The organism is Sphaerochaeta sp. UBA5849, assembly GCA_002432715.1.
Lineage (GTDB): Bacteria > Spirochaetota > Spirochaetia > Sphaerochaetales > Sphaerochaetaceae > Sphaerochaeta.
The window spans coordinates 19,946-45,888 of sequence record DJGJ01000067.1; the positions used below are offsets into that span (position 1 = coordinate 19,946).

At 51.4% G+C, this 25,943-nt stretch carries 27 protein-coding genes and 1 tRNA gene; 19 read left to right on the plus strand and 9 right to left on the minus strand.

The window, feature by feature from the left end; all coding sequences use genetic code 11:
• Positions 1–86 precede the first annotated feature (86 nt).
• The 4 genes from mnmA (at position 87) to B3K89_RS11905 (ending at position 3,865) form a co-directional block, all read left to right on the plus strand.
• Positions 87–1,157 (plus strand): tRNA 2-thiouridine(34) synthase MnmA, encoded by a 1,071-nt coding sequence (mnmA, locus tag B3K89_RS11890; RefSeq protein ID WP_298502522.1) that lies wholly within the window; start codon positions 87–89, stop codon positions 1,155–1,157.
• 52 nt (positions 1,158–1,209) lie between these two features.
• Positions 1,210–2,022 carry a glucosamine-6-phosphate deaminase gene (nagB, locus tag B3K89_RS11895; RefSeq protein WP_293908715.1) on the plus strand — a complete coding sequence of 271 codons (813 nt, stop codon included), beginning with the start codon at positions 1,210–1,212 and terminating at the stop codon, positions 2,020–2,022.
• A 353-nt stretch (positions 2,023–2,375) separates the two neighbouring features.
• Positions 2,376–2,669, plus strand: coding sequence for a type II toxin-antitoxin system HigB family toxin (locus B3K89_RS11900; RefSeq protein ID WP_320349675.1), 294 nt, complete (start codon positions 2,376–2,378; stop codon positions 2,667–2,669).
• Positions 2,669–3,865 (plus strand): ImmA/IrrE family metallo-endopeptidase, encoded by a 1,197-nt coding sequence (locus tag B3K89_RS11905; RefSeq protein ID WP_293908714.1) that lies wholly within the window; start codon positions 2,669–2,671, stop codon positions 3,863–3,865. Before B3K89_RS11900 ends, B3K89_RS11905 begins: the two co-directional genes overlap by 1 nt.
• Here B3K89_RS11905 and B3K89_RS11910 read toward each other — a convergent pair.
• A complete protein-coding gene (locus B3K89_RS11910) occupies positions 3,854–4,663 on the minus strand; it encodes a glycerophosphodiester phosphodiesterase (protein WP_293908713.1) in 810 nt (269 codons plus the stop codon). The two genes, B3K89_RS11905 and B3K89_RS11910, sit on opposite strands and share 12 nt — an antisense overlap.
• Positions 4,656–5,399, minus strand: coding sequence for an RNA methyltransferase (locus tag B3K89_RS11915; RefSeq protein ID WP_293908712.1), 744 nt, complete (start codon positions 5,397–5,399; stop codon positions 4,656–4,658). The genes B3K89_RS11910 and B3K89_RS11915 overlap by 8 nt, the downstream gene beginning before the upstream one ends.
• Positions 5,400–5,454: 55 nt before the next feature.
• On the opposite strand from B3K89_RS11915, the gene B3K89_RS11920 reads away from it, so the two are divergent.
• Together B3K89_RS11920 and B3K89_RS11925 are read left to right on the plus strand one after the other, a co-directional pair.
• Positions 5,455–6,687 (plus strand): AI-2E family transporter, encoded by a 1,233-nt coding sequence (locus B3K89_RS11920; protein WP_298503838.1) that lies wholly within the window; start codon positions 5,455–5,457, stop codon positions 6,685–6,687.
• 98 nt (positions 6,688–6,785) lie between these two features.
• Positions 6,786–7,568 (plus strand): DNA repair protein, encoded by a 783-nt coding sequence (locus tag B3K89_RS11925; protein ID WP_345907444.1) that lies wholly within the window; start codon positions 6,786–6,788, stop codon positions 7,566–7,568.
• Here the strand turns inward: B3K89_RS11925 and B3K89_RS11930 are convergent.
• A complete protein-coding gene (locus tag B3K89_RS11930) occupies positions 7,558–8,463 on the minus strand; it encodes a DMT family transporter (RefSeq protein WP_345907445.1) in 906 nt (301 codons plus the stop codon). The genes B3K89_RS11925 and B3K89_RS11930 overlap by 11 nt on opposite strands.
• 59 nt (positions 8,464–8,522) lie before the next feature.
• Between B3K89_RS11930 and cobT the strand changes: the two genes are divergently transcribed.
• From cobT to B3K89_RS11980, 10 genes are all read left to right on the plus strand, one after another.
• Positions 8,523–9,569 carry a nicotinate-nucleotide--dimethylbenzimidazole phosphoribosyltransferase gene (cobT, locus tag B3K89_RS11935; RefSeq protein WP_345907446.1) on the plus strand — a complete coding sequence of 349 codons (1,047 nt, stop codon included), beginning with the start codon at positions 8,523–8,525 and terminating at the stop codon, positions 9,567–9,569.
• Positions 9,566–10,366: a cobamide remodeling phosphodiesterase CbiR gene (gene cbiR / locus B3K89_RS11940; protein ID WP_345907447.1), complete on the plus strand. Its 801-nt coding sequence runs from the start codon at positions 9,566–9,568 to the stop codon at positions 10,364–10,366. The genes cobT and cbiR overlap by 4 nt, the downstream gene beginning before the upstream one ends.
• A 16-nt stretch (positions 10,367–10,382) precedes the next feature.
• On the plus strand, positions 10,383–11,030 hold the full coding sequence (cobU, locus tag B3K89_RS11945; protein ID WP_293908704.1) for a bifunctional adenosylcobinamide kinase/adenosylcobinamide-phosphate guanylyltransferase: 648 nt from the start codon (positions 10,383–10,385) through the stop codon (positions 11,028–11,030).
• On the plus strand, positions 11,027–11,773 hold the full coding sequence (cobS, locus tag B3K89_RS11950) for an adenosylcobinamide-GDP ribazoletransferase (RefSeq protein WP_345907448.1): 747 nt from the start codon (positions 11,027–11,029) through the stop codon (positions 11,771–11,773). Before cobU ends, cobS begins: the two co-directional genes overlap by 4 nt.
• 48 nt (positions 11,774–11,821) lie before the next feature.
• Positions 11,822–12,427 carry a bifunctional phosphoserine phosphatase/homoserine phosphotransferase ThrH gene (thrH, locus tag B3K89_RS11955; RefSeq protein ID WP_345907449.1) on the plus strand — a complete coding sequence of 202 codons (606 nt, stop codon included), beginning with the start codon at positions 11,822–11,824 and terminating at the stop codon, positions 12,425–12,427.
• Positions 12,424–12,645 (plus strand): hypothetical protein, encoded by a 222-nt coding sequence (locus tag B3K89_RS11960; protein ID WP_345907450.1) that lies wholly within the window; start codon positions 12,424–12,426, stop codon positions 12,643–12,645. The genes thrH and B3K89_RS11960 overlap by 4 nt, the downstream gene beginning before the upstream one ends.
• Positions 12,620–13,504 (plus strand): S-adenosyl-l-methionine hydroxide adenosyltransferase family protein, encoded by an 885-nt coding sequence (locus B3K89_RS11965; protein ID WP_345907451.1) that lies wholly within the window; start codon positions 12,620–12,622, stop codon positions 13,502–13,504. The genes B3K89_RS11960 and B3K89_RS11965 overlap by 26 nt, the downstream gene beginning before the upstream one ends.
• A 34-nt stretch (positions 13,505–13,538) precedes the next feature.
• On the plus strand, positions 13,539–14,105 hold the full coding sequence (locus B3K89_RS11970; protein WP_320349945.1) for an ECF-type riboflavin transporter substrate-binding protein: 567 nt from the start codon (positions 13,539–13,541) through the stop codon (positions 14,103–14,105).
• A gap of 37 nt (positions 14,106–14,142) precedes the next feature.
• Entirely contained in the window at positions 14,143–16,776 is a 2,634-nt protein-coding gene (locus B3K89_RS11975) for a DUF3744 domain-containing protein (RefSeq protein WP_345907452.1), read from the plus strand.
• A 122-nt stretch (positions 16,777–16,898) separates the two neighbouring features.
• A complete protein-coding gene (locus tag B3K89_RS11980; RefSeq protein WP_293908698.1) occupies positions 16,899–17,258 on the plus strand; it encodes a TraR/DksA family transcriptional regulator in 360 nt (119 codons plus the stop codon).
• A 79-nt stretch (positions 17,259–17,337) separates the two neighbouring features.
• Here B3K89_RS11980 and B3K89_RS11985 read toward each other — a convergent pair whose 3' ends face one another.
• Both B3K89_RS11985 and B3K89_RS11990 read right to left on the minus strand, forming a co-directional pair.
• Entirely contained in the window at positions 17,338–17,985 is a 648-nt protein-coding gene (locus B3K89_RS11985) for an MBL fold metallo-hydrolase (RefSeq protein ID WP_293908697.1), read from the minus strand.
• A 3-nt stretch (positions 17,986–17,988) separates the two neighbouring features.
• The gene (locus B3K89_RS11990) at positions 17,989–18,561 is read right to left on the minus strand and encodes a DbpA RNA binding domain-containing protein (RefSeq protein WP_293908696.1); all 573 of its coding nucleotides are present in this window, start codon (positions 18,559–18,561) and stop codon (positions 17,989–17,991) included.
• A 418-nt stretch (positions 18,562–18,979) separates the two neighbouring features.
• Here B3K89_RS11990 and B3K89_RS11995 point away from each other — a divergent pair, with 418 nt between their 5' ends.
• The gene (locus tag B3K89_RS11995; RefSeq protein ID WP_345907453.1) at positions 18,980–20,065 is read left to right on the plus strand and encodes a hypothetical protein; all 1,086 of its coding nucleotides are present in this window, start codon (positions 18,980–18,982) and stop codon (positions 20,063–20,065) included.
• Complete coding sequence (gene mltG / locus B3K89_RS12000; RefSeq protein WP_345907454.1) at positions 20,058–21,422, plus strand: endolytic transglycosylase MltG; 1,365 nt, start codon at positions 20,058–20,060, stop codon at positions 21,420–21,422. The genes B3K89_RS11995 and mltG overlap by 8 nt, the downstream gene beginning before the upstream one ends.
• On the opposite strand, the gene B3K89_RS12005 is transcribed toward mltG, so the two are convergent.
• From B3K89_RS12005 to B3K89_RS12015, 3 genes are all read right to left on the minus strand, one after another.
• Positions 21,406–22,065: an SdpI family protein gene (locus tag B3K89_RS12005; RefSeq protein WP_345907455.1), complete on the minus strand. Its 660-nt coding sequence runs from the start codon at positions 22,063–22,065 to the stop codon at positions 21,406–21,408. The genes mltG and B3K89_RS12005 overlap by 17 nt on opposite strands.
• The gene (locus tag B3K89_RS12010) at positions 22,040–22,333 is read right to left on the minus strand and encodes an autorepressor SdpR family transcription factor (RefSeq protein WP_293895809.1); all 294 of its coding nucleotides are present in this window, start codon (positions 22,331–22,333) and stop codon (positions 22,040–22,042) included. Before B3K89_RS12010 ends, B3K89_RS12005 begins: the two co-directional genes overlap by 26 nt.
• 228 nt (positions 22,334–22,561) lie before the next feature.
• Positions 22,562–22,646 (minus strand) — tRNA-Leu (locus tag B3K89_RS12015).
• 163 nt (positions 22,647–22,809) lie between these two features.
• Here B3K89_RS12015 and B3K89_RS12020 point away from each other — a divergent pair.
• Positions 22,810–24,807, plus strand: coding sequence for a patatin-like phospholipase family protein (locus tag B3K89_RS12020; RefSeq protein ID WP_293895806.1), 1,998 nt, complete (start codon positions 22,810–22,812; stop codon positions 24,805–24,807).
• Between the two features lie 8 nt (positions 24,808–24,815).
• On the opposite strand, the gene B3K89_RS12025 is transcribed toward B3K89_RS12020, so the two are convergent.
• Positions 24,816–25,889, minus strand: coding sequence for a tetratricopeptide repeat protein (locus B3K89_RS12025; protein WP_345907456.1), 1,074 nt, complete (start codon positions 25,887–25,889; stop codon positions 24,816–24,818).
• Positions 25,890–25,943 lie beyond the last annotated feature (54 nt).

Consider the following 25,943-nt stretch of genomic DNA (forward strand, 5'->3'; position numbering starts at 1 on the left):
CGAGTCCCGTCACTCTCGCTTTCAGAAACCGCCTTGGATTCCAGGGCGGTTTTGTTATTATCTACAGGTAAAACTTTGGAGGAACGATGAAGATACTGGTAGGCATGAGCGGAGGGATTGACTCTTCAGTTGCAGCTTACTTATTGAAGCAGCAAGGGCACGAGGTTATGGGCGTTACGATGACCATTTGGAATAAACGCTCTCATTTGACTCGTCCCTTGAACTCCACCAGTTGTTTCGCCCCGGATAAGACCGAGGACATTCGGGCCATCAAGAGAATATGCGAGAAAATCGGAATCGAGCACCAGGTGCTTGAACTCAGCGACCTCTTTGAGGAAATAGTGCTGGCCAATTTCAAGGCGGAATACATGGACGGGAGGACTCCCAATCCCTGTGTCTGGTGCAATGCAAAGATCAAGTTTGGAGCCATGGTCGAGTATGCCATCCAAAGCGGTCTTGTCTTCGATAGGTTCGCAACCGGCCACTACGCCAGAATAGTTGAACAGGACGGCCGCTATGCAGTCGCAAAAGCTGTGGACCTGAAGAAGGACCAGTCCTACTTCCTCTATCGCCTCAACCAACAACAGCTTGCAAGAACCCTCTTCCCACTCGGTGGAATGACCAAGGAGGAAGTGCGGAAAATCGATGTTGCACAAGGATTTCACAAGGTGTACCAAGAGGAGAGCCAGGACTTCTACGATGGGGATTACACCGACTTGCTGGATATCACCGCCCGTCAGGGAAACATCGTCAATAGGAGAGGGGAAGTGCTCGGCCGGCATGAAGGCATCTGGCACTATACCATCGGCCAGCGCAAGGGTTTGGGAATAGCCGCTGAGAGACCTCTCTATGTACTGGAGCTGAGAGCCGATACCAACGAAGTGGTCGTCGGATTTGTAGAGGAAACCCTGCAGAGCACCGTTATCGCCGGCGATGTCGTCTGGTCGAAAGTCGCCGGGCTTGATGGCGAGGTGCCGGTTCAGGCAAAAATACGCTCTACAGGGTATGCCACCCAGGCCAAAGCCCGCCAGAATCCCGATGGGACCATCACGGCAATTTTCAGCGATGAAGTCAAAGCTGCCACAGTCGGCCAGTCGCTGGTGCTCTATGACGGTCCTGCAATTCTCTGTGGAGGCATCATCGAGCGAGCCTTCTGAGAGTTGCCCACCTTCTGGTTTCAGTTTATGATGAGGTGAAAAGGAGAGAACAATGCGAGTCATCATCCAAAACGATTATGAGAATCTGTCCCTTTGGGCTGCACGGTATATTGCCAATAGAATCAGGGCCTTTGAACCGAATGCAAATCGACCGTTTGTACTTGGACTTCCCACAGGATCGTCTCCGCTGGGAACCTATGCTGAGTTGATCAGGCTCAATAGGGAAGGATATGTCTCCTTTGCCAATGTTGTCACCTTCAACATGGATGAGTATGTCGGCCTTGAGCGCGACCACGAGCAGAGCTACTACACATTCATGTGGAAGAACTTTTTCAACCATATTGACATCAAGGCTGAGAATGTGCACATCCTTGATGGAACAGCCAAGGACCTGCAGGAGGAGTGCCGTTTGTATGAGGAGGCCATTGCCGCATTCGGGGGAATAGAGCTGTTTCTTGGCGGTATTGGCGCAGATGGTCACATTGCCTTCAATGAGCCCTTTTCCAGCCTTTCCAGCCGAACCCGCATCAAGAGCTTGACGTACGACACCAAGGTTATGAACAGCCGGTTCTTTGGGCACGACCTGAACAAGGTCCCTTCCCAGGCCTTGACCGTCGGAGTCAAGACGGTTACCGACAGCCGCGAAGTCATCATCCTGGTCAATGGTCACAACAAGGCCCGTGCCTTGCAGGCAACCATTGAAGGGGGAGTAAGCCAAAGCTGGACCTGCAGTGCCCTCCAACTCCATCCCAAGGCTGTCATCGTGTGCGATGAAGCGGCTTGCGGTGAACTGAAGGTGGACACCTACAAGTACTTCAAGGATATCGAGAGCGAGAACCTCTCGGTTGCAGCGATGCTCAAGTAAACAGGGAATCAGGTTCTTGGGGTTGGGAGTACTCTCTCCCAATTCCCTCTATCCAACGAAAATAGTGCAAGGATGAGACACCTTCCTTGCAGATTACTCCGCCCACTCTTATGGTGTTCTAAAACATCAAGGACGCGTGCATAGGCTTTGTCATTCTCTATGAAATCAGCGTGGAAGAAGTCTTCAGATACCTCAAACCAGAAGCGATCAGTCGTGTATGCATACATAGGTAACTTTTTGATACTGCTGAGGACAATTGTCAACGAATGACTGGAAGGTGGGAGACAATCGACAACCAAATATCCCAAAACGGGAAACTTTATATTGATTATTTTCAGAAAGGGATATACAGTATGCATGTGATATCAAGAAAGTGTTTGATTGAATTTGGATCTTGTCACCCAAATGTCAAAAGAGAACTGGCCACATGGTTTCACATGATGGAAAAGAAAGAATATCCAAGTCCCATCGCCATCAAAGAAGTATTTGGTTCAGCAGACATTATTCCTGGGGATAGAGTAGTATTCAACATCAAAGGCAATTCTTACAGGATTATAGCGAAAGTAAGATATTCTACACAAACCATGTTCATCAGATTCATCGGGACGCATGCAGAGTACAGTAATGTAAATGCGGAGACTATATAATGAAACCAAAACTGATAAAGAATGATCAAGATTATGAGATGGCGCTGAAGCATATAGAGTCTCTGATGGAAGAACCCGAATCGACAGCCGTCAATGAAGAGATTGAATTGTACACTTCGTTGGTCTGGCTATATGAAGAGAAGACCTTTCCCGTTGACCTCCCTGACCCGATTGATGCGATAGTGTTTGTGATGGATCAAAAAGGACTCACAAGAAAAGATCTCATCCCAATTCTTGGAAGTCAGGGCAAGGTATCAGAAATTTTGAACAGGAAACGGCCGCTCAGCCTCTCCATGATCAGAAAAGTTCATGAAGAACTGAAGATTCCCGCTGAAATCCTTCTTAAGGATACACAGCAAAACCAGGTTCCACAAAGACGGTTCGCGTATGAGGATTTTCCCGTGTCTGATATGTTCAAGCTTGGATATTTCCCAGACTACCAAATCATTTCCCAGGTCAAGGAATACTTCGAAGAAGCCATGTCCACTTTGTTCAGCCGGTTTGGCGGGAAAACTCCCCAGCCGCTGTATTGCAAACAATCGAAAGGAAACCCAAATCTTGATGTATTGCTGGCTTGGCAGGCCCATATATTGCAAAAGTACGGGGCTGATGAGGTTGATGACTTTTTTTTGGATGCTCTTGATGACTCTTTCTTCAATGAATTGCTCTCATTCAGCATGTATCCCAAAGGCCCGCTCTTGGTGAAAGACTATCTTTATACGTATGGAATACGTTTCGTGGTAGAACCCCATCTCCCGAAAACTTATGTAGATGGTGCAGCTTTTGCATCTCATGATGGAAAACCCTTGGTTGTTCTTTCTTTGCGGCATGATCGAGTAGACAACTTCTGGTTTACTCTCTTGCATGAGTTGGCTCATGTCGCAAAGCATCTCTATGGCGGAGTAGATGATAGAGCCTTTTTTGATGATACTTCTTCCAATCCTAAAGAGTGTGAATCCCTTCTGGAACAAGAAGCAAATGATTTCGCCATGGAGCATTTAATCCCAGCGACACGGGTGGATGTTCAAGCATTGGGTGATGCATCCGCTTGGTCACCCTCCAAAATATTGGCAACGGCAAAAGAGCTCAAACGTTCTCCTGCGATACTTGCCGGCCGCATACGATATGAAACCGGCAACTATGGCCTTTTCTCTGAGATGTTGGGGGCCAAAGAATTGAAATGCTTATTTACGTAATCCCAGCTCGTTGGCAACCTTGATTGCCAGCTGGGGTTTGTCGGTCATAATGGAGTCAACTCCAAGGTTGTACAGCCTATGCATCTCTGCTTCGTCATTGATGGTCCATACCTGGATTATTGCACCCCGTGCGTGCATCACCTCAACAAAGTCCCTGGTGATGACTTCGATACCCCATTGACGTACCGGTACCTGGAAGATCACCTTCGACCTTGCCGTCGTCCTTTTGGGCAGGAGATGCAATTTTTGCAGTGCAAGCAAGGGTAGCACTTCTGCTGTGGTGATGCTGGTCTGGATTCTCGGCTCCCGTTTCCTCAAGAGCTTGAGATTTGAGAGATGGAACGAGGCGGCAACCACGCGCCGGGTAGCATGTTCATCCTTGATCACCTGGATGAAGGCATCGACGATTGCCGGCCCTTTGCTCTTCAAGTCAACGTTGAAACACATGGCAGGGCAGCTTTTCAGAGCTTCCATGAGGGTGCATAGCTGCACGCCCTTGCCCCTGAACGGAAACGTTTTTCCACCATCGGAGGTGAAGGTGTAGCCGGCATCGAGGGCCTTCAGCTCCTGTAGCGTATGCTCCTCCACACGGCCGCTGCCGTTGGTGTTGCGTTCGAGGGTGGGATCGTGCCAGATCACCAGATGACCGTCCCTGCTCAAGTGGACATCGGTCTCGATTACATCGACACCCATCCTGCAGGCGCTCTCAAAGGCAGGCAGCGTGTTTTCGGGAAAGTGGGCGCTGTCGCCACGGTGGGCGACCACACGGGGCATGGGATCGAAGAAAGACTTAAACATCGTCTTCACTCTCCTTGAAAGCCTTGATGCGGGACATCTTCACGAAAATCTTTTCCATTTTTTGGATTTCGCTCTCGGTCAGACCGGCACGGACGAATACATCCCGCAAGAACCTGAAAGTCCATAGCTTTTCCTGGGCCAATTTGAAATAGCCTATACCATCAAGTGCTTCACAGGAGGCGAGGGCTGCCTTTTCACACCGATACTGGGTCACAGGATTTGCTTCCACCGGATACGTCTTGATGGTATCGAAGAGTGTGAAGGTGATAATCTGAACAGCTTGGGAGAGGTTGAGAGAGGGGAACTGGTCGCTGGTGGGTATGGTGACCACCAGCGAGCATTCGGCGACCTCGTCATCGGTCAAGCCGTCAGACTCCCGGCCAAAGACAATCGAAACCAAGCCTTCGCCTGTTTTCATCACCGTATCGGCCAATTGGGCGGGGCTCTGCGCACAGTCCTTGCGAAACTTTCCCCGTCTGCGGGTTGCGGCGACCGAGAGCACACTATCGGCAAGCGCCTGTTTGAGTGTAGGGAAGCGCTTTGCGTTGTCCCACACATCACTGGCGTGGAGGGCCAGCGTACGTACCCGGTTTTCGTCGTACTCCCGTTGCCCTACAAGGACGAGGCGGGTTATTCCCATGGTCTTCATTGCACGACAGGTGGAGCCGATATTTGCTCCATCCTGAGTGTCCACCAGCACAATTTGAATCCTTCCTAGATTGCTTTGTTGGTCCATGATTCCAGTAGTAACAGATATTGCAGGTTTTTCCAAGCTAGTCTATAGTTGTCCCATGACAGAAACTCCGTCCGGCATCAACAAATATTCACACATCTTTTTGGGGATAATTGCGGTATTGGCAATTCTTGCAGCATTGAAACTCTCCAAGGATGTTGCCATCCCGTTGGTGCTCTCCTTCTTTTGCTTCCTTTTGTTCAGCCCCCTTTTGCGTCGCCTCGATAAATTGCATATCCCCAAGTTTATTTCCATAACCTTTGTCATGGTACTCCTGCTCTTCATTTTTGTGTTGGCCGGCTGGTTTGTGATCATGACCGTGGACACCTTGGTTCGCCTTATTCCCTTCTACGCCGAGAAAGTGGTTTCGCTGGACAGGCTCATCTCCAGCCGGGTTTCAGAGTTCATAGACCTGCCTTTGGGGACCAGTTTTCTCTCCTTGCTGCCGGTTAACTGGTCCAGCCTGGCCATCAGCAGCCTGACATCCATATCGAATAAGTTCCTGGACATCACCAAGGTTGCAACGTTGGTATACATCTTCTTCCTGTTCTTGCTTTTGGAGCAGCAGAGCGTCATCCCCAAGTTGCTGGCGGCAGTACCGAAGAGCAAGGGAATGAAGATTGCGGTGATGTTTGAACGTATCACCCGCCAGATTTCCAAATATCTGCTTCTCAAAGCTGTCATCAGTACTTTCACCGGTCTGCTCTTCTTTCTGACAGCTGTCGTTACCGGCCTTGATCTGCCGATCCTCTGGGGTGTTCTTGCATTCATCTTCAATTTCATCCCTTCCATCGGATCGGTGATTGTCACCACCCTTACCATTCTCATGGCACTGGTTCAATTCGCACCCGATTGGACGAATGTCTTCTATGTCGGCATCTTGACGATCAGCACCCAGATGATTCTGGGCAACATCATCGATCCACGGCTTCAGGGGGGACAGCTCAACCTCTCTCCCTTCGTAATCTTGGTCTCCTTGTCTCTTTGGGGCTTCATCTGGGGCATACCCGGCATGTTCATCTCCGTACCCTTGACCAGTGTCCTGCAGATTCTCTGTGCCAATATCAAAAGCCTCAGGCCGGTTGCCATCCTCATCTCCAGCGGTAAGAGTTATCAGCGCGAAAGTGCGAAGCAGCGGGCGTTGGAACGGTATTTGCGCAAGCAGGAAAAGCTTAAGCGTGGAGAGCATCCGTCTGCCGCCCATATGGCGGAGGCAGAGGATCAAGAGGCGACCAATGTCTACCACAAAGGCGATTTTGTATTGCCCGAGAGTTTCGGCGACAAGAAATGAACGGCTTTCCTTCCCTGACAGAAACGGAGGCCGCTATATATCTTCGGCCATCTTTCACCCTAGAAGAGACATCCCTGAAGGAGTTCCGCTCCCTCATATTGCAATTCTATGAGCATCATGGCCGCCGGTTTGCCTGGCGGCAGACCAGCGACCCTTACCGGATATTGCTCTCCGAGGTGATGCTTCAACAAACCCAAACCACCCGCGTTCAGCCCAAATATGAACTATTTCTTTCTCTCTGGCCGACCTTTGCCGATTTGGCGGGCTGCTCGCTTGATGAACTGCTCTATCATTGGAAAGGGCTTGGGTATAATCGCAGGGCATTGAATCTGAGAAAGAGTGCAAAAATGACCGAAGCCTGGGGTTGGACCATACCCGACGACCCCGCCTTGATCGCATCACTGCCCGGGGTGGGAAAAGCCACCTCTGCCGCACTGCAGGCCTTCTGCTACCAAAGAAAGTCCATCTATTTGGAAACAAACATCCGCAGGGTTCTTCTCACCTGTTTTTTCCCTGATGATGAGGCTGTGAAGGACAGGCGGTTGGAATCGCTGCTCTCCTTGTTGGCCGAAGGCGTCACGGATATGAAGTGCTGGTACTATGCCCTGATGGACTACGGGGTTTTGCTCAAGCAGCTGCTTCCGAATGCGAACGTGCGCAGTGCACACTATGCAAGGCAGAGCCCCTTCGAGAATTCGAATCGTCAGATTCGCGGGCAGTTGATCCACCTGCTCTCCGATACCGGAGCAAAAGAGCGGGAGCAGATACAAGCTGTGCTCTCATCGTTTGAAGAGGAGCGGATCGACAATTGCCTCGAACAACTGCAAAACGAAGGATTCGTGCAGGAGAAAGACGGTGTATACCTGATTGCTAAGGATTAGCTTTCTTATCGGCAGCCAGGTTTCCCCCCATGCCCAGGAGCATCAACAGCGAGCCAAGCAGCAGAGGCAATGAGAAACTGTCAAAGAATATCGTATCGATGGCCAGACTCATGAGAATCTGGGCTGAAGAGAGCAGCAGCGCCGAGTAGACCGCAGGAATCTTGACGATGACATAGCTTGTGCTCACAACCACAAACACGGCGAGTGTCCCACCGGAGAAAACCAACAGGAAGGGAAGGCCGGGCGTGGCGGCAAGACCTGCAAGGGTCTGTTCGCCCTGCAAAAGGAAGTAGAAGACCAAGCCTGCCGCCAAACCCCCGATGAAATTCTGATGGCTTGCCCGAATTGGTCCCTTGTAGATGGCCAAGGTGCTGTTGAGCACCATCTGGGTCATGGTCAGAGATCCGGCAAGAATGCCAAGCAGGATTGAGAGTAGGGCGAAAGTCCCGTCGCCGCTGGTGGCCATTGCAAGGATTCCCGCCAGGCTGACCAACAGGCTGACAGCCTTGGTTTTATTCAAGGAGCGTTTCTGCATCCCCATCCAACCGGTGAGGTCGAAGACCAGCGAGCAGATGCTCTGCCCGAAAACCGTTGAGGCCATGGCAAGCGAAGCTCCGGCATTGATCACGGTATAGTAATTCAAATTCAGGATGGCCAAACCGAACAACCCGTTGAAATACAAATACCACGGAGCTTTCAATCCAGGCCCCCGTATTGCCGGTTTGCTTCTGCCGACCAAAAGGATGAGGGAGAGGATGGTCAATCCGATGGTATGGTTGACGATCAAGGAGACGCCCATCGTAGTCGCCTGTCCGTAGAGGGTGTTGGCAACCACCATGACCGAAATGACCATGCCGGTCAGGATATCCAAAAAGAGATAGAGTGCTGGATTCATGGCTGTATTGTATCGCGACACGCCTTGTCATGCCAGCACAACCTTCCTACAATGGGTGTATGTCAATACCAACCATCGACCGAAGTGCCCTCCCTCGCTTCCAGCAACTGTTGCTGAGCAAAGCGATGCCCCCCAACAGCCTGGGCAGGCTCAGCGAGCTCGCCTTGGACCTGGCCCTGATCCAACCCAGCCCGTTGGAGCACCTCCATCTTCTGATCTTTGCCGCCGATCATGGTATTGTCGAGGAGGGGGTGACTCACAGCCCTGTGGAAATAACCTACCAGCAGTGCTTGAATTTTGCTTCTGGTGGAGGCGCCTGTTCGCTCTTTGCATCCCAGGCTGATGCAGTGTTTTCAATCATTGATGTGGCTGTGAAGCACACCTTTCTTCCCTCCGATGGTGTGGTGGATGAGAAAGTAGCCTGGGGCAGTAGAAATTTCCTGACTGCTCCGGCGCTGGACAGGCAGTCCTGCCTCAAGGCGATGGACGCTGGAAAGCGAAACGTTGTGCACGCTCATACGAGAGGCTGTGACGTCATCGCCTTCGGTGAGATGGGAGTAGGAAACACCACCAGTGCGTCCAGCGTAGCTGCCGCCCTGACCGGCCTGCCTGTTGCCGCCCTTACCGGGAAGGGCTCCGGATTGAGCGATGCAGAGCTTGTGCACAAAATTTCCGTAATCGAGCAAGCCCTTGCATTGCATCCTGAGAGGGGACCAATGGATGTGTTGTGCAATCTTGGAGGGTATGAGATGGCCTCGATTCTTGGGGGCATGCTGCAAGCAGCCGAATTGGGGCTTCCCATCCTGTTGGATGGGTATATCGTAAGCTGTGCCGCCTTGCTGGCGGTACGGATTGAACCCGCATTGGTCGACTATTTGATTGCTTGCCACCGCTCAGCCATGCAGGGTCATCAGGCGGTGCTTGATGCCATAGGATGTAAAGCTCCTCTCTTGGACCTTTCGATGCAGTTGGGCGAAGGTACCGGGGCACTGGCCGCCTGGCCGCTGGTACGACTGGCAAGTCACTTGCTGTTTGAGATGACCAGCTTCGAGGAGGGGTGTGTAACAGACAGCACGGCGCTGTTGAAGCGATTGGGGGTGGTATGAAGCAGCCGCATCTTCGCATAGGAACCACCAGCTATATCCTTGCCGATGATATCCTGCCGAATGTCCGCTATCTTGCTCCGTTGGTCGATGATATCGAGTTGGTATTGTTTGAAAGCAAAGGAATGAGCAATCTGCCCTCCAAGCAAGTCATAGAAGAGTTGGCCGCCCTTGCCGGAGAACACAATCTCTCCTACACGGTGCATTTCCCCTTGGATATCCAACCCGGCAGTGCAGATCCCGTCCTGCGCGCTGGCTGCGTGTCTTCAATTCTTTCCATCATCGGGCTGACCCGCAGCCTCAACCCTTTCGGGTATGTACTCCACCTCACCCCGGAGCTGTATGGAAACGTACCATCCTTGGAAGTGGAGCGCTGGCACGACTGCTGTGCAGAAACCTTGCAATCGCTGCTCGAGCGAACCGACGTTTGTTCGGAAATGTTCTGCATTGAAACCCTCAGCTATCCTTTCTGTTATGTACAGGACCTGGTGGAACGGTTTGATCTGTCGGTCACTTTGGATATCGGGCATGTCTGGTTGATGGGTTACGATAGTAGCGAGGTGATGGATTCATTGTTGGACCGGACCCGCATCTGTCATCTGCATGGGGTGAAGGACGGAACCGACCATCTTGGTCTTGACCAAGGGGATGCCGGGAACATTGAGTACTTTCTCAAGCGACTGCGATTGCAGGGAGAGCAGGATGGGGTGGAGCGTGTTTTGACCTTGGAAGTTTTTTCTGAGGCGCAGTTTCATGCCTCCCTCTCCCTCTTGCAGGAAAGCCATGCTATGATGAACTGATATCGGGGAGGGCGACATGGCTACCATTGACCTGAAAAAGAACCAGATAAAAGGATATCCGCTGCACGCTGGAAAGGGAACTATTGTTTCAACGACCGGGAGCATGAAAATTCGCACCCGTATCAAGAGTCAGGTGAGCCTGATCATAGGCGGGGGAAGAAGCGGAAAGAGTTCCTACGCCCAGGACTATGCCCTGGGTATCTGTGAAGGGACTGGGTCGAGGGCCTATATCGCCACTGCACAGCCGATTGATGAGGAGATGAAGCAGAGAATCGCCGCCCATCAGAAAGACCGGGGCGACCGTTTCATCACCATAGAAGAACCGCTTGACTTGGCAAAGGCAATCAAGGAGCTTCCTCCTTCAGTGGAGGTGTGTGTGATCGACTGCCTGACGGTTTGGTTGGGAAACCTTCTGCACCACCATGGCATTCCGTCCAAGCGGTTTGAGCAGATGGATGCGTTGTATGAGGTGCTTCACCATCCCCCATGCGAGATTCTGCTTGTTACCAATGAGACAGGTTTGGGCCTGATTCCGGCCGATGCAGAGAGCAGGGCGTTTCGCGACCTTGCAGGTTGGATGAATCAGGATATTGCCGAGATAGCCCAGAATGTCATTCTGCTGGTGGCCGGCCTGCCTCTTGCGTTGAAGGGCGCCGTGCTGTGACTTCGCTCGGCTTGAGTCTTGCCATCAGGACCCTTACCCGGTTTCCCGTGCCGGGAAAAGGGGAGGATGCGCCTGAAAAGAGCTTGTTCTGGTTCCCCCTGGTAGGAGCTGTTCTTGGATTGTGCTCGTACGCTGTCGCCCTGCTGCCTTTCGAAGCCTCGGTTCGAGCCGCCTTGGTTCTTGCCCTCTCTGCCTATTTGACACGCGCCTTCCATCTCGACGGCCTTGCAGATTTCGCCGATGGCTTGGGCGGGGGATGGAATCGTGAACGGGCGCTTGAGATCATGCGTGACAGCCACAGCGGAGCCTTTGCGGTTGTCACACTCATCGTGGTCCTTCTTCTGCAATACTCCTGCCTTACCGTACTTGTGGATTCTCATCCCCCGGCTCTCATCCTTGCACCTGCCATCGGCAGGTTGATGCAGGTCCTGGCAGCCTCGGCTCTTCCTTATGCAAGAAGTGGGGAGGGCACGGCTTCCCAACTTGTGAGGAGGGCGAGCAAAAAGCATGGCATCCTCCCCTTTGCACAGGTGCTTGCTGCATGTACCCTTTGCTACTTCTCCTATGATGAAACGTTTGCCCTGAAGGCTTTCCTCGCTCTTGGTCTTGCTCTGCTTATGAACCTCACCGTCATGCGGGTTGCAAAAAAACGTCTGGGCGGGGCGACCGGCGATGTGCTTGGAGCGATCGAGGTGCTCTGTGAAAGTGCTGCCTTGCTTGCCTTCCTTCTCCCCCTTGCATGAAAACTGCGTGTCGGTAATACTACCTTACACAACATGAGAGGTAGGGTGATGGATATTGTTTGTCTTGATATGGAAGGGGTACTCGTACCTGAAATCTGGATCAATGTTGCTTTGCGCACCGGCATTGAGGAGCTGAAGATCACCACGCGTGAGGAACCTGATTACGACAAGCTCATGGCCAATCGTATCAGGATTCTGAAAGAGCACAACCTGCGGCTTTCCGACATCCAGGATGTCATTGGCGGGATGAGACCGCTTGAAGGCGCGTACGACTTTCTTCTATCGCTCAGGTCGATGACGCAGGTGGTCATTCTCAGTGATACCTTCACCGAGTTCGCCCAGCCACTGATGCGTCAGCTCGATTATCCGATGATTTGGTGCAACAGCCTCGAAGTTGATGAGAATGCTATGATCATCCGCCATCGGATGCGGCTGCACGACGGCAAACGCAAGGCCGTGCAGGCACTGAGGAGCCTCAACTACCGCACTTTTGCAGCAGGGGACTCTTACAACGATCTGAGCATGATCAGGGAAGCTGACGGGGGATGTTTATTCCGTGCTCCGCAGAACATCCTCACCGAGTGCCCGGACCTTCGCATTACCAATACCTACGACGAGTTCCTCGCTGAAATCAAAGGATTCCTGGGAACATGAAGACTGAGAAGCTGACGTCTACCATCCTCTTGCTCGTCCTCTCGATGCTTGTCGGCTTCAGTTTGCTGTGGATAGTCTACAAGCCTTCCTTCTTGGTGGCTGCCGTGCTAGGATTGGTGGTGGTCGGTATATCGGTAGTCCTTCTTGTCTATGCCGTGAAATTCGACCGCCAGATAAGGAGGCGGGAGAAGCATGATGAAAAGTCGACTCAGAAATGAGCTTATTGCAAGTCAGGCATGGAAAGAGAGACAAACGGTGGTTTTTCTCAGCGACTTCGGTACCAGTGACGGAGCGGTCTCAGCGATGCACGGGGTTGCCAACGGCGTCTCCAATCATTTGAGGCTGGATGACCTGACCCACGATATTCCCCAGTTCAACATTTGGGAGGCTTCCTACCGCCTGGCGCAGGCGCTGCCGTATTGGGCGCCTGGTACGGTGTTTGTTTGTGTTGTCGACCCCGGGGTGGGGTCGGACCGTAAAAGCATCGTCGCTCTTACCGAGAGCGGACACTTGGTGGTGACCCCTGACAACGGGACACTCTCCCATGTAGCCGATCGAATCGGGCTGCTCGAGGTGCGCTCGATCAATGTCGAGGAAAACCGCCTTGCCGGCAGCCAGCAGAGCTATACCTTCTTCGGGCGTGATGTCTACTCGTATACCGGTGCCCGCCTGGCTTCCGCCGTGGTTGAGTTTGAGCACATTGGACCGGTTTTGCCAAAAATCGTCAAGCTGAAGATTGAACGGGCGCGGCTTGAAGGTAAAACCCTGATAGGATCGATCGATATCCACGACAGCCGCTATGGATCGCTGTGGACAAATATCGGCAATGAATTCCTGGAGCAATTGGGCGTCGGTTGGGGGGACCAGCTGCAGGTCCTGATCACCAAGGATGGGCGAATCGTATATGGCTACCACCTTCCCTTGTGCAAGGCATTCACCGATGTGCAAAAAGGGGAGCCTCTGATTTACGTAAACAGCCTGCTCAAGCTCGCAGTTGCCGTGAATCAGGGAAGTTTTGCATCAACCTATCAAATAGGCACAGGTGAAGGCTGGAAAATTACGTTTTCGGTGGTATGATGACAAAAGCATTTGATACTCAGGAGGTTGGCATATGAATACATCAAAAGGTTTGCAGCCGGTTAAGGCGGTGGTTGTAATCGCCATCGGGGCTGCACTGTATGGAGTTGGTGGTCTGATCAGCATTCCGGTGTTTGCCAATACCACCATCAAGCCGGCGATGGCCATCTTGGCACTCTTTGCGGCAGTGTATGGACCGGTCATCGGATTTTTGGTCGGTTTTCTTGGTCATTTGCTCACCGACCTTTTTGCAGGTTGGGGTGTATGGCTTACCTGGGTACTCGGCAGCGGCATCGTCGGAGCGACCATCGGCCTGTTCGGGAGAATGACCGACCACACCATTGAAAAAGGGGAGTTGAAGAGATCGGCAATCGGTCTGTTCATCCTGCTCTCATTCTTGGGGAATTTCATCGGGTATATGATCAGCGCCATACTTGATTACTTCATCTTCACCGAACCCCTGGACAAGGTGATCACCCAGCAGTTGATCATCGCTTTCTCCAATACCATCGTCATCGCAATCCTTGGCACCCTGCTTCTCATGCTCGTTGTGAGACGGAATGTGAGCAAGATGAACCTACAGAAGGACAACGAGGCATAAAGGAGTACGGCAAGGCCTTGCGGCCTCGAGTGCATGCATGCAAGAAGATCTCATCACGTTCAATGACTTCAGTTTTACCTATCAGGCCCAGACGGAAGCCACGCTGAGGCATATCAATCTACGGATCGGCAAAGGGGAGAAAATCCTGATCGCCGGTCCGTCCGGCAGTGGAAAAAGTACGCTTGGTTACTGCATCAACGCCCTCATCCCCCACGCTTTCAACGGGACGATGGAGGGCAGCGCTTTTGTATGCGGTCTGGATGTCGAACAGGCCGACATCTATACGGTCAACCAGAAGGTCGGGACGGTGATGCAGGACACCGATGCCCAATTCGTCGCCCTCAGTGTAGCCGAAGATATCGCCTTTTCCTTGGAAAACCAGTGCATGAATCAGCAGGACATGCGAACTCTGGTAACAAACATGGCCCGTGTAGTCGACATGGAGGCTTTTCTCTCTCATAGTCCACAACATTTGTCCGGAGGCCAGAAGCAACGGGTCTCATTGGCGGGTGTGCTGGTTGACGATGTAGAGGTGCTGCTCTTCGATGAGCCGTTGGCCAATCTTGATCCGGAAACCGGCAGAACCGCCATAGCACTGATCGATGAACTGGCAAGAACGACTGATAAGACGATCATCATCATCGAGCATCGACTCGAGGATGTGCTCTCCTGTCCGGTTGACCGGATTCTGGTGATGCAGGACGGCGCCATTGTCTCTGATACCACGCCGAACGAACTGCTTGGCACCAGGCTGCTTCCTTCCTTGGGAATTCGCGACCCGCTCTATCTTGCCGCCTTGCGTCTGGCCGGCTGCGACCTCTCAGATCTTGGCGATCTCAGCAATCTTGATGCAATGCCGGTGGAGCGCTGCGCTGCACTTCTGAAGGCTTGGCATATGCGCTGCCGGGAGGAAGTCCAGCCGCCTGACCGGGTCGTTCAACTGCAGGTCAAGAATCTCAGCTACTCCTACGACGGCATCAAGCCCGCTTTGAAGGCTCTGCATGCAACCATATACCAAGGAGAGATGGTAAGCATACTGGGAAGCAACGGGGCTGGAAAATCTACTCTTGCACAGTTGTTGATGGGTGTATTGAAGCAGGACGGCGGGGATATTTTCTTTGAGGACCGCCTCATCAACGAATGTTCAGCCAGCCAGCGCTCCTCAATGATCGGGTTTGTCATGCAGAATCCCAACCATATGATCAGCTGCGACCTCGTCTACGATGAGGTTGCGTTTGCCCTGCGCCAGAAAGGGTATGCAGAAGAACAGATCAAGGACCGGGTGATGGATGTGCTTGGACTATGCGCCTTGCGGCCATACCATCATTGGCCGATCTCGGCTTTGAGTTATGGACAGAAGAAGCGGGTGACCATAGCATCCATTCTGGTCACCCAACCCAAGGTGCTCATTCTTGATGAACCCACCAGCGCACAGGATTATCAGCGCTATACCACCTTGATGGAGTTTCTCAGCCACCTCAACCGTACCATCGGCCTCACCATCTTGTTCATCACCCATGATATGCATCTGGCTTTGGAGTATACCCGGCGTTCATTGGTATTGCATGAGGGAGAGCTTCTCTGTGATAAGCCTACCAATGAGGTGTTCAGCGATGAAGCGGTGCTCAGGCAGGCCAATCTGAAGGTTACCAGTCTCTATACGCTTGCCAAACGGTGCGGCATCGACGATATACCATCGTTCATTGAAACGTTTGTACAGACCGAAGCCAAGGGACGCGGCTCTGCAGCGGATGTCTGCTCGATTCCCCGCAGGGAAGAGGAATGGCTCGAAACAGGCAAGAAAAGCAAGCCCAAGAAAAAAATCAAGAAAGGCGGGCGCAAGTTCGGCTTCACCCTCACCTATGAGGACACTGATTCGTTTTTGCATACCCTCAATGGTGTTGCCAAGCTGGGAGTATTCCTCTTGTGGATCATTTTCAGCCTTACCACCTTCGACCTGCGGTTCCTTGCATTCGGGACGGCCTGTTCATTCCTTTTGTTGATCGTTTCAAGAATCCCGCTTCGAAAATTCAAACCCTACTTCATAGGAATGGGTACGGTCATCGCATTGAATGCCCTGTTCATCTACCTTTTCTCTCCAGACCAAGGGACGCTGTACCTGGGAACCAGGACGATCATCATAGGCTCACCGGGTGCACGGTACGCATTGACTCTGGAGACGTTGTTCTACCTGGTGGTGGTTTGCCTCAAGTATTTCTCAATATTCCCTATGGCATTGTTGTTTGTCAGTATCACGAATCCATCGGAGTTTGCCTCTTCCCTCAACCGCCTGGGTGTGTCGTACAGGATCAGCTATGCAGTTGCTCTGGCCCTTCGGTACCTGCCGGAAGTCTCATCCAGTTATCTGAATATCCTTCGTGCGCAAATGGCTCGCGGGGTGGATGTTTCCAAGGATGTTTCCTTGGCGAAAAGAGTCTCCTCTGTGAGCCGGATTCTCGCCCCGTTGGTGCTTTCCAGCCTCGACCGGATCGAGGTGATAACCAATGCCATGATCCTCAGGGGATTCGGTCGGATGGAGAAGCGGACCTGGTATCTGAGCCAGAGCCTCAGAGCTCGTGATTACCTTGCCCTTGGGTTCGCTTTGGTTCTGGCTTCTGCAAGTCTTTGGGTACGGTTTGGAATGAAAGTCATGTTTTGGTATCCTTTCTAGTACAAAGGAGACTATTAATGCAAAAAGTGTGGTAGAGAGCTTGACAGATGGACAGGTTATACCCATCTTATATGGAATAAAAAATACAAGGGTCGCAGTTTGACTTTTGCAGGAGGCATATGATGTCCGACACGTTTGTACAAGAGATGGAAGAGCAGCTTATTGCCATGAGAAAGGAGTTGCTGGACAAGTTGACTGAAGATAACAGTGACTTTCGGGAGATGGTCAATGCCATGGGCATCAAGGACAGCATCGATGTAGCCGCGGATGATATTGCCTTTAAGAAAATGGAAGCGATCAACAAACATGAGGCCAACCGCCTGCGCTCGATTGAAAATGCCCTTGCCCGTATTCACAACGGCAAGTATGGCCATTGTTTGAAGTGTCTGAAAAAAATCCCTGAAGAGCGCCTGCGTGCAATTCCCTATGCAGTATTGTGCGTAGACTGCAAGAATGCCGAGGAAGTCCCGGGCAGACGCTGACATACGCGCTGACGAAAAAAAAAGAACAGAAGTGATTCCCGCTCCAAGGGGCTCTTCTGTTCTTTTTTGTTACTGGTAGCTAGAGATACGGATTGTGCTGTTCTCGTGCAATCGTGCTCGCAGGCCCATGTCCTGGAAGTATCTGAACTTCTTCGGGGAGGGTGAGCAGGCGTTTGCAGCTTTCTCTGATCAGTGGATACGAACCACCTTGAAGGTCGGTGCGGCCGATGCTTCCGGCAAACAGGGTATCGCCGGTGAACAAAAACTGACCCTCCTCATGATAAAAGCAGAGACCTCCGGGGGTATGCCCCGGAGTTGCCAATACGCTCAGGTGGCTGTCTTGCAGAAGCTGTCCATCATGCAAATAGGCGGTGGGTCGGGGAAGGTTGCCCAGTTGTGCTTCATACCTGTCCCAAAAGCTCTTGTCGAAACAGACCTGTTTGAGGTTGTTGTATCCTTGTGGACCCAAATAGGGCGAATCCTCTTCGCTGACCAATATTTCCAACTCGGGCCAGTGTTTTTTCAAACCTCCGAGCGCTGTAATATGATCCCAATGGGTATGGGTCAGAAGTATTGCAACCGGTGTGACATTACGCCTCTGGATGTGGCGGATGATGGTGTTCTCGTCATTGCCCGGATCAATGATCCAGGCGCTTGAGGTCTCCTCATCGCCCATGATGTAGCAGTTGGTCTGGTAAGGTCCCACCACAAGTCGTTCGACAAACATCCCTTACTCCTTGTTGGAATAGCTTACTGCTGCAGTTCTTCCCTTGATTTCCATCCCGTTGAGTTTGGCGATGGCCTTTTCACAATGCTCCTCACTCATGCTGATGAATGAGTACTTGTCATGGATGCGGATGCTGTAGATGTCATCACGGGTGATTTCAAGTTCGGTTTGCAGAAGCTGGCTCAGTTCTTTTGCATAGAGGCGCTTCATCTTGCCGATGTTCAGATACAGGGTGCGTGCGCCTTCGGGAAGGGCCTTCTCTTCCTTGGCTTTTTCTTGGATCTGGGGCTCCGCCTGCTCAGCTTTTCCAGCGGGTTTGCTCTCGCGCTTTGCCTTTGCCGGTCGCGTGGTGTCTCTGACATTCGACTTCTTGGGACTGTTTGCCTGCAGGATCTCCCGCAGGAGGTAGGCCATGAAATACCCGCGCAGAGTAAAAGGTACATTCTTCTTGATCAGCTTCTTCAGTTTTTCCAATTCATCGGGACTGGGGTCGGCTTTGACTTTTCCTGCCAATACTTGAATGGTGCCGGTCAGCAGGTCGTCTTCGTTCGGGGTGCTCTTGTTTACATTGTCCATGAGCAAATCTCCTTGATAGTGTTTTGCCTCGCTTTGGGTGCCAGCGGCGGGCTTTTTTGTTTCCTGGATATGCAGTTGGACCTCCGCTTCTTTCCGACCGGCCGCGGCAGGGAAGAGACAAGGAAGAGCGAACTGTCTCCTTCACCATCTGCAGAAACAGGCCGATGATGAAGGCAAGCGGATACCGCCAAGCGGTCACACTCAGGGGTAGGAAGGTGCATGCTGGCACATGCAAGGCCTTCCATCCAGCCCTGCCCTCGGGAGGAACAACTATGCATACGGTAAAGGTTCCCATCCCACGGGCAGTTTATAGTCAGGATACTCAACCTGTTCCAGCTTTGTCAAGGAATGCTGGATATGGGTTCTGCATCCTTTCTCTCTTTGCGTTGAAGGCCTTTGGTGTGGTACTATTCGGATTATGGGTAATTTGCAGGCCGATATCCAACAAAAGCAGAAGGAGATTGAACAACATCAGAGTGATGTGTTCTTCCTGTATGCAGATTTAGGAAGGAGTGTCGCACTTGTTCAACAGATTTCCCGTCTTCCGTATGCCGAAGCCGAGTATGAGACGTTTTGCACCCTGATGGATGCATATGAGAGTGCCAAGCACTCGTATGAACAGATTTCCGGATACATTGCACAGATTGAGGACCGCTCGAGGAAAATCAAGGAGATTGAAAAAGATATTCGTCTGTTGCGAAACCCCTTTACCCGGGTGTACTCCCAGCTTGGGGCCATAGCTTATGAAGCGTATGGTTCCCAAACGCTGGCGGAGCATGTGAGGCAGGCCTGTTTCCCATTGTTTGAGGAGCATGCCAAGCGGACGCGAAAACTGGAGAATCAAAAGCAGGCCCATAGTGGGTTGTTGGGCCGGAAAATCATCGTATTGCAGCTGGATTTTCAGCGTAAAATCCTTCCCGGTCTCTTGGCAAAGGCTGGAGCCCGCCTTGTGTCCATCGGCTGTGAAAAGGATCTTCCGCTTGCAGGCAGGCAGTCTTTGTTGGATGAGCTGAATAGTCTGAACGAGCGTCGGCAGGAACTGAGCCAGGAGCTCGAGCTGCACCAGAGTGCCATGGCAAAATTGCAGTCAGAGGAGGTTCAAAGCCCGAAAGCCCGCATGGAGGAACGGGCAAGTGCGATGAAGCAAGCTTGGAAAGCTGCTGAAAAGGCAGCATCGGCCTATGGAAAGGCTTTGTATGAAACACTGCCGGAGCAGGTGCATTCGGACCAGATCGGCCAAAAGGCGATTCATTTGATGGATCAAATTACCTTGCACCGCAAGCGGATCAAGAGTCTGCAACGGGAAATAAAGCAGCTGGAAAACCTGATCCAAGTGCAGGAGCTGGAAGCTCAAATCGAGCTGGAGAATCAGAGGATTGAGGTGCTCCGCTCACAAATCGATACCTGCAACCGGCAGATCAGCCAGATTGCAGCCTCCATCAATGAGAAGCAGAAACGAATCACCGTTCTGCTTCCTCCTTCCTCTGTGATCACCGATGGCTGAGAAACGCAAGGAGCCTAAGCAGTTGACCTTGGGTTTGGAAGAGCCCAAGGCCGGACCTCCCCAAAAGGCTACTACATCTTCCTGCAAAGTGGTGTTGAAGGACGATACCTCCAAAGCCCCTTCGATCCCTGTCAGGCGAAAGAAACCTTCGGTGACAACCCGCAGCATGACAGTGAAAATTCCTCAGCAGAACAAGTCGGAACAACCTGCTGCAAACCAACTGCCGAGGACGAAAGTAAGGACGGCTGAACAACCAAATCCGCACTTGGTGCAAACGCATGCGATAAAGGCGAAAAGTGCGCAGGTTGTACGACCGAAAGTGCAGCCACCTCCGATAGGAAAACGGAGAGGTTACCAAAAGTCAAAAGCTGCGATGCTCCTCGTCCCCCTGTTGGCTGCAAGCCTGCTATTCTGCATCGCAATGCTCTGGTGGGTGGCATCCAACCAGAAAAAGGCATATGAGCCTGTGATGAGTGCGTCGATCGAGGACAGGCCGGTTATCGCCTTGACCATTGAACGCGGCATGACCGCCCGCTCGGTGAGCTTGTTGCTTGAGCAGATGGGGGTGGTGAAGGATTCACAACTCCTGCTTTCCTACTTTGTGGAGAACAATCTGGCCACCGTTCTCAAGACCGGTTCTTATTTGATGCATGAAAACATGAGTTTTGAGGCAATCGGAACCATGCTCACAGCCGAGCCGGAAATGGTTCAGCTGACCATTGCACCTGCTTTCACCCTCAAGAGTATTGATGCCTATCTGGTCAACCGGCTTGGATTTGAACCAGGAGTGTTCTTGCAATCGGCCCATGACTTGGCAAAAGCCTATGGCCTTAGTTTCTCCGAGGGGTGGTTGCTCAGCGGCGTCTATTCGGTCAATATACAGCGTGCCGCCAATGATTTGGCCTTGAGCATGTATCAGGCAATGCTGGATGAAATTAAGAAACACCTGGGAACACCCTTGTTGGAACGCTACTCCATCGAGGAGTTGCTGATCATTGCTTCCATGATCCAAGCCGAAACCCAGGACGCTAGCCAGATGCAGGGAATTTCATCGGTAATCCATAATCGGTTGGAGAATAATGAACCGCTTGGAATCGATGCAACCACCCGCTATGAGCTGGATGATTGGGTCAATCCGATTCCCACCCATGCCCTGGATACGAAAACGCCATACAATACCCGACGCAAGGTCGGCTTGCCCCCGACGGGTATTTGCAGTCCCTCACCGGAGGCTGTGCATGCGGCCTTCAATCCAGCCGATACCCCGTACTTCTATTATTTGCACGATCGAGACAAGCAGATTCATTTTGCTCTTACCTACGATGAGCACAAACAAAACATCACATTGTATCGCTAGGCTGCTCTTTCCTGAATAGCAGGAACGAGTATACTGTCGGAGCTATTGCCAGGAGGGGTAGGCCGACAAAGAAGAGGGGGGCGGCATCAAGGTTGAGTAACAGGCCGATGATGAAGACAATGCTTGTCACTGTCCAGAGCCACCCCGCAAAACGATGGGTTTTTCTCCAGTTGGTCTGGCTTGCCAGTGTCCACGGAAGTTTGATGCCGATTGTGTAATTCTGTTTGCACTTCGGCAGGTAATTGCCGATGATCAGAAAAAGGATGGAAACACCCATGGGTACGACGCGTTCTACTTCAATGGGTTTTCCCATGGCAATCAAGAGGGTGAGGGGGGACAAAAAGAGATTCAGCGGGGCGATGAGCCAGCGAGATATGTGGTAGATTCGTTCCTTGGGATCTCGTTTGGGATCGGCTTTCAAGCCTATCTGCATCACAACATTGAGCAACGTGAGTAACAGAGGAAGGCCGAAAGCGGCAAAGGCCTTGGGTGCATAGTTGTCCGGCTCTCCTGCAGCATTGAAGTGAATCGCCACCTGGTCGGGCAAATCTGCATAGACCACGGCTGAGAATACAAGAGGCAGCAGGCAAACCAAAGTGGTTATGACGAACGTGCGGTCAAGAAGAGTGCGACTTTGTTTCATCGGTTCCTCCAGTAAACTGTGCACACCAGAGCATGATTTCCTCGAATACCGAGGCATTGAGTTCATAATAAATGAAATTCTTGAATTTGCTTTCTGTTATCAAGGAAGCTTTTTTCAACAACGATATATGGTAGGAAACAGTGGCGGCAGACAGGTTGGGAAAATTGCCAACAATTTCTCCTGCGCTGAGTCTGCCCTTTCTCAACAGCGAGAGCATCTCACGCCGCTGGGGGTCGGATATGGCTTTCATGGTTTCTGAGAACCCCATTATCACTCCTATTTCGAATAATTTCTAAATAGATGGTACGTATCACACGCGTGTTCGTCAAGAGGATGCGTTCAGGTGGTGGATAAACAATCAATTTTAAGGTGAAACAGTGGTTTTATAAGAGGCTCGATGCTGCGTTTTGAGATAAAAAAAGTACACTTATGGACAGTTGTCCACAGGTGTACATTGTTATTTCGTTCTATTATAAGAACTTAATGCCTAAAATTTTACCGGCGATCGGAATCGAACCGATACGGATTACTCATCCATCAGATTTTGAGTCTGACGTGTCTACCAATTTCACCACGCCGGCATCAGCGAGAACCATGCTACCAAATCCGTTTGGAAAAAGCAACACAGTTTACAAAAAATAGCGGCAGATTGTCTTTTCAATGTAATTGCTTTAGAGTAGAACGTACTCGGAGGGAATTGTGAAGAGTCCTAAAACATTCTTGGTCATGCTTCTCTTACTTTGTATGACCGTTTCCAATTTGACAGGCAAGGATGCAGATGACATCCTCAGTGCCGACCTTCCTATTGCCTATGGTGATGCACAATTCAGACAGCGTATACTTGAGCGAACCAAAGGGGAACGGTCTCCCGTAGGGTTGGTGCTCAGCGGCGGGTCCGCCCGTGCTTTCGCCCATATCGGAGTATTGAAATACCTTGAGGAGCAGGATATCGTCGTTGATTTCATTATCAGCAACTCGATGGGCAGCATCGTAGGCCTGATGTACGCGGCGGGTCTCTCCCCCGAGCAGATTCTCCAAAGCATCACCGGGGTTTCCATACAAAGTCTCTTCGATACAACCCTGCCTTTACAAGGCGGTTTTTTGGACTCTTCCCGCTTCCTGGCCAAGGTAGCCTCCATACTCGGACCCGACTTGCAGCTGGAGAATCTTCCCATTCCCATCATTGTGATTAATGAGGATTTGGTGACAAAACGCCAGATTCATATCAGCGAGGGCGATTACTACACGGTACTCAGGGGCAGCTATGCACTTCCTGTTTACTTCCCTCCGGTAGAGTATCGCGGGCACCTACTGCTTGACGGCGGTGTAACCAATATTGTTCCCGTCGACTTGGCATATGAATATTCCGATTCGGTTATCGTCTCTACAACCTTCTACGATGTGGATACCTTGAACCTCAAGAATCCGTTGACCGTGCTGAATGTTTCCCTGGACATTGGAAAACGAAGAAGGGGAGTGGAAGAGCTCAAGAGGTCCCTCGACAAAGTCATCTGGATTCGAAACGATGTCGAGGATGTCTCCTTCATGGAGTTTTCCAAGGCGGATTATCTTTCTCAAAAAGGGTATGAATCCGCAAAACTGCAGGCAGAAGGCCTTTCCGAAGTCTATAAGAGTGGAATCAGTGCAGAGCTGCTGGAGTTGAGGCTGCAGCTCCAGGAAAAATTACAGGCCAGCAAAGAACAGTATGACTTGTTCAGTCAGGTACCGGTGAATATTCCATCGCACCTGCTCGGCTTGGGCTTGGATAGTGATTTTTCCGACTTCGATACCTCTGCCCTCAAGGATGATATGACTCTTGGTCTGAAGTATATATGGAAGTCAGGGAACCTCTCCCTGTCTGCCAATGCCGGCTACGCCTTGAATTTCGTTACCAATGATCATTTTGGCGCAGTTCCTGTAGTGAGGACCCAAGTCGATTATCACTTGCTGAAGCATGTCAAGGCTACGGGGTATGCCTCCCTTCTGTTTGATGTTGCAAAAAAGGCTCCGATCCTCTCTTTTGGAGCGGTGCTTGAAGGCAGGCTCTTTACACTGCAGAACAAGCTGAGACTCGGCTTGATGCAGTCCTTCGAACAGATGAGCAATTACAAGAACAGCTCGTATACCGATTCCTGGAATGATACTTCGTATCTCTATACGGTTCGCTTGGAAGGCCTGTTGGCAGACCAGAAGAATCAAATCTGGAACTTCACTGACACGTCTCTTGCCTTTTCCTACCAGATTCTCGGTGATTACTCGGTCAATCGGTCGTTCCTCTCCGCCAGGGCTGAATCGGAACTTGTGCAAAGTCGATGGGACATGTTTGCTTCAGTAGAAAGCTACGCGCGTTTTGCCTTGGATGGCAACGGGGATGTCCCCTTCTTTACCAGCGACGGTTTCAGGACAACCAATACCCTGATCAAGGCACAAGGCCACAATTTGAGTCTCTCGGCCAATCCTGCCAATCATCTGGTTGGACTCAACTTTTCCTTGGGATATCGACCAACATCCTTCAGGCCGACCATGGCCGAGTTGTTCATATTCCAGGACTCCTCATTGGCGATCTATTCCGATTTGATTTGGTATCGGAACAGCTTTATGCCGGCTCTCTCATTGGGCTTGGAAATGCAGACCGACATATCCCTGCTCGGTATCCGCACCCTTCCTTTCACGGTGTATGGTGGTTGGGACCAGAGTGTGAATACCTTTGTTTGGGGATTCTACTTCAACGTAATCTTCTAGTTCTGGTCCTATTCGAGGTTGTGCTCCCTGATGTACTGCAAATCCGCTTCAGTCAAGTCTGTATTGGGCAGTCGTTCTTCTTCATCCTCTTGCTTTCGCTTTTTCTGCTTGAGCGGCTTGCTGGGACGGGCGGCAAACCCTTCCAAGATTTCTGAATCCTGAGCAGCGAAGGTCCCCTCAAGCGGCTTGGGCATCCTGCCTGAAGCCACATTCACGGGATCTGCATCGATTTCCTTGGCAGTCTTGAGCCTGGTTTCAGCTGCTTCGAGCTTGTCCAGCAGGTGCTGGATATGCTGTTGCTTCATGCCGGAGGTATTGGAGAAGCGAGCCTCGAGCGCTCGCCTAAGCATGTCGATTGCAGCCTGCACCTGTCCGTAGTGGATGAGTACCTGGGCATAGTGTACATACGGTTCGGGAAACCGGGGATTTTTCTGTATGAGATCGGAAAAGAGTTCGTCGGCCTGTTCCCAATTGCCTTGCAGGATGTACAGCCATCCACGATTGTCCCTGATGCCGGGGCTTGAGTTCTCCATCTCAGCTGATTCATCCAACAATGCTTTCGCCTTGGACAAATCTCCTTTTTCCAACGCGTAGGTGGTGTAGTTGATGAAAAGGTTCTTGTCACGGTACCCACTTTCATAGACCTGATCGACAGTCTGGATTGCTTTTTGCAAGTCTCCATCCATCCAGTAAGCCATGCTGAGCATAGTCTTGGCGATATTGTCCAAATTGGGGTCCTTGCCGGTTGACGACTGTAGATACTGTTCCAGTATTGCTTTTCCTTCTGTTGCATCACCTTTCTGGAGGAACATGCTTGCCGATGTGACGGCGAAGGATTTCTGGAGCCCAGCCTTGATGGCTTTTCGATAGAGAGGCCAGGCTTGGTCCCAGTCCTGTTGATTCTCACTGGTGATTTTCCGGTTGGCTTTCACATAATAAAAAACACTTCGTTTCAGATAGATGATTCCGAGAATATAGAGTGCAAGCAAGAGGATTTTGCTGTAGGTGGGAATGGAAAGTGTAAAAACAATGACTGTAACCAGCACAGACATCCAAAGTCCCCAATTGGTTTTTCGTTTCATGCGTATCGACCTCCCTTATACGTTTGTACTCTACAAGGATTGGACAGTGGTTGC

Coding starts and splice junctions, on each gene's coding strand:
- mnmA (WP_298502522.1), top strand. CDS start 87: ATGAAGATACTGGTAGGCATGAGCGGAGGGATTGACTCTTCAGTTGCA.
- nagB (WP_293908715.1), top strand. CDS start 1,210: ATGCGAGTCATCATCCAAAACGATTATGAGAATCTGTCCCTTTGGGCT.
- B3K89_RS11900 (WP_320349675.1), top strand. CDS start 2,376: ATGCATGTGATATCAAGAAAGTGTTTGATTGAATTTGGATCTTGTCAC.
- B3K89_RS11905 (WP_293908714.1), top strand. CDS start 2,669: ATGAAACCAAAACTGATAAAGAATGATCAAGATTATGAGATGGCGCTG.
- B3K89_RS11910 (WP_293908713.1), bottom strand. CDS start 4,663: ATGTTTAAGTCTTTCTTCGATCCCATGCCCCGTGTGGTCGCCCACCGT.
- B3K89_RS11915 (WP_293908712.1), bottom strand. CDS start 5,399: ATGGACCAACAAAGCAATCTAGGAAGGATTCAAATTGTGCTGGTGGAC.
- B3K89_RS11920 (WP_298503838.1), top strand. CDS start 5,455: ATGACAGAAACTCCGTCCGGCATCAACAAATATTCACACATCTTTTTG.
- B3K89_RS11930 (WP_345907445.1), bottom strand. CDS start 8,463: ATGAATCCAGCACTCTATCTCTTTTTGGATATCCTGACCGGCATGGTC.
- cobT (WP_345907446.1), top strand. CDS start 8,523: ATGTCAATACCAACCATCGACCGAAGTGCCCTCCCTCGCTTCCAGCAA.
- cbiR (WP_345907447.1), top strand. CDS start 9,566: ATGAAGCAGCCGCATCTTCGCATAGGAACCACCAGCTATATCCTTGCC.
- cobU (WP_293908704.1), top strand. CDS start 10,383: ATGGCTACCATTGACCTGAAAAAGAACCAGATAAAAGGATATCCGCTG.
- thrH (WP_345907449.1), top strand. CDS start 11,822: ATGGATATTGTTTGTCTTGATATGGAAGGGGTACTCGTACCTGAAATC.
- B3K89_RS11960 (WP_345907450.1), top strand. CDS start 12,424: ATGAAGACTGAGAAGCTGACGTCTACCATCCTCTTGCTCGTCCTCTCG.
- B3K89_RS11965 (WP_345907451.1), top strand. CDS start 12,620: ATGATGAAAAGTCGACTCAGAAATGAGCTTATTGCAAGTCAGGCATGG.
- B3K89_RS11970 (WP_320349945.1), top strand. CDS start 13,539: ATGAATACATCAAAAGGTTTGCAGCCGGTTAAGGCGGTGGTTGTAATC.
- B3K89_RS11975 (WP_345907452.1), top strand. CDS start 14,143: ATGCAAGAAGATCTCATCACGTTCAATGACTTCAGTTTTACCTATCAG.
- B3K89_RS11980 (WP_293908698.1), top strand. CDS start 16,899: ATGTCCGACACGTTTGTACAAGAGATGGAAGAGCAGCTTATTGCCATG.
- B3K89_RS11985 (WP_293908697.1), bottom strand. CDS start 17,985: ATGTTTGTCGAACGACTTGTGGTGGGACCTTACCAGACCAACTGCTAC.
- B3K89_RS11990 (WP_293908696.1), bottom strand. CDS start 18,561: ATGGACAATGTAAACAAGAGCACCCCGAACGAAGACGACCTGCTGACC.
- B3K89_RS11995 (WP_345907453.1), top strand. CDS start 18,980: ATGGGTAATTTGCAGGCCGATATCCAACAAAAGCAGAAGGAGATTGAA.
- mltG (WP_345907454.1), top strand. CDS start 20,058: ATGGCTGAGAAACGCAAGGAGCCTAAGCAGTTGACCTTGGGTTTGGAA.
- B3K89_RS12005 (WP_345907455.1), bottom strand. CDS start 22,065: ATGAAACAAAGTCGCACTCTTCTTGACCGCACGTTCGTCATAACCACT.
- B3K89_RS12010 (WP_293895809.1), bottom strand. CDS start 22,333: ATGGGGTTCTCAGAAACCATGAAAGCCATATCCGACCCCCAGCGGCGT.
- B3K89_RS12020 (WP_293895806.1), top strand. CDS start 22,810: ATGACCGTTTCCAATTTGACAGGCAAGGATGCAGATGACATCCTCAGT.
- B3K89_RS12025 (WP_345907456.1), bottom strand. CDS start 25,889: ATGAAACGAAAAACCAATTGGGGACTTTGGATGTCTGTGCTGGTTACA.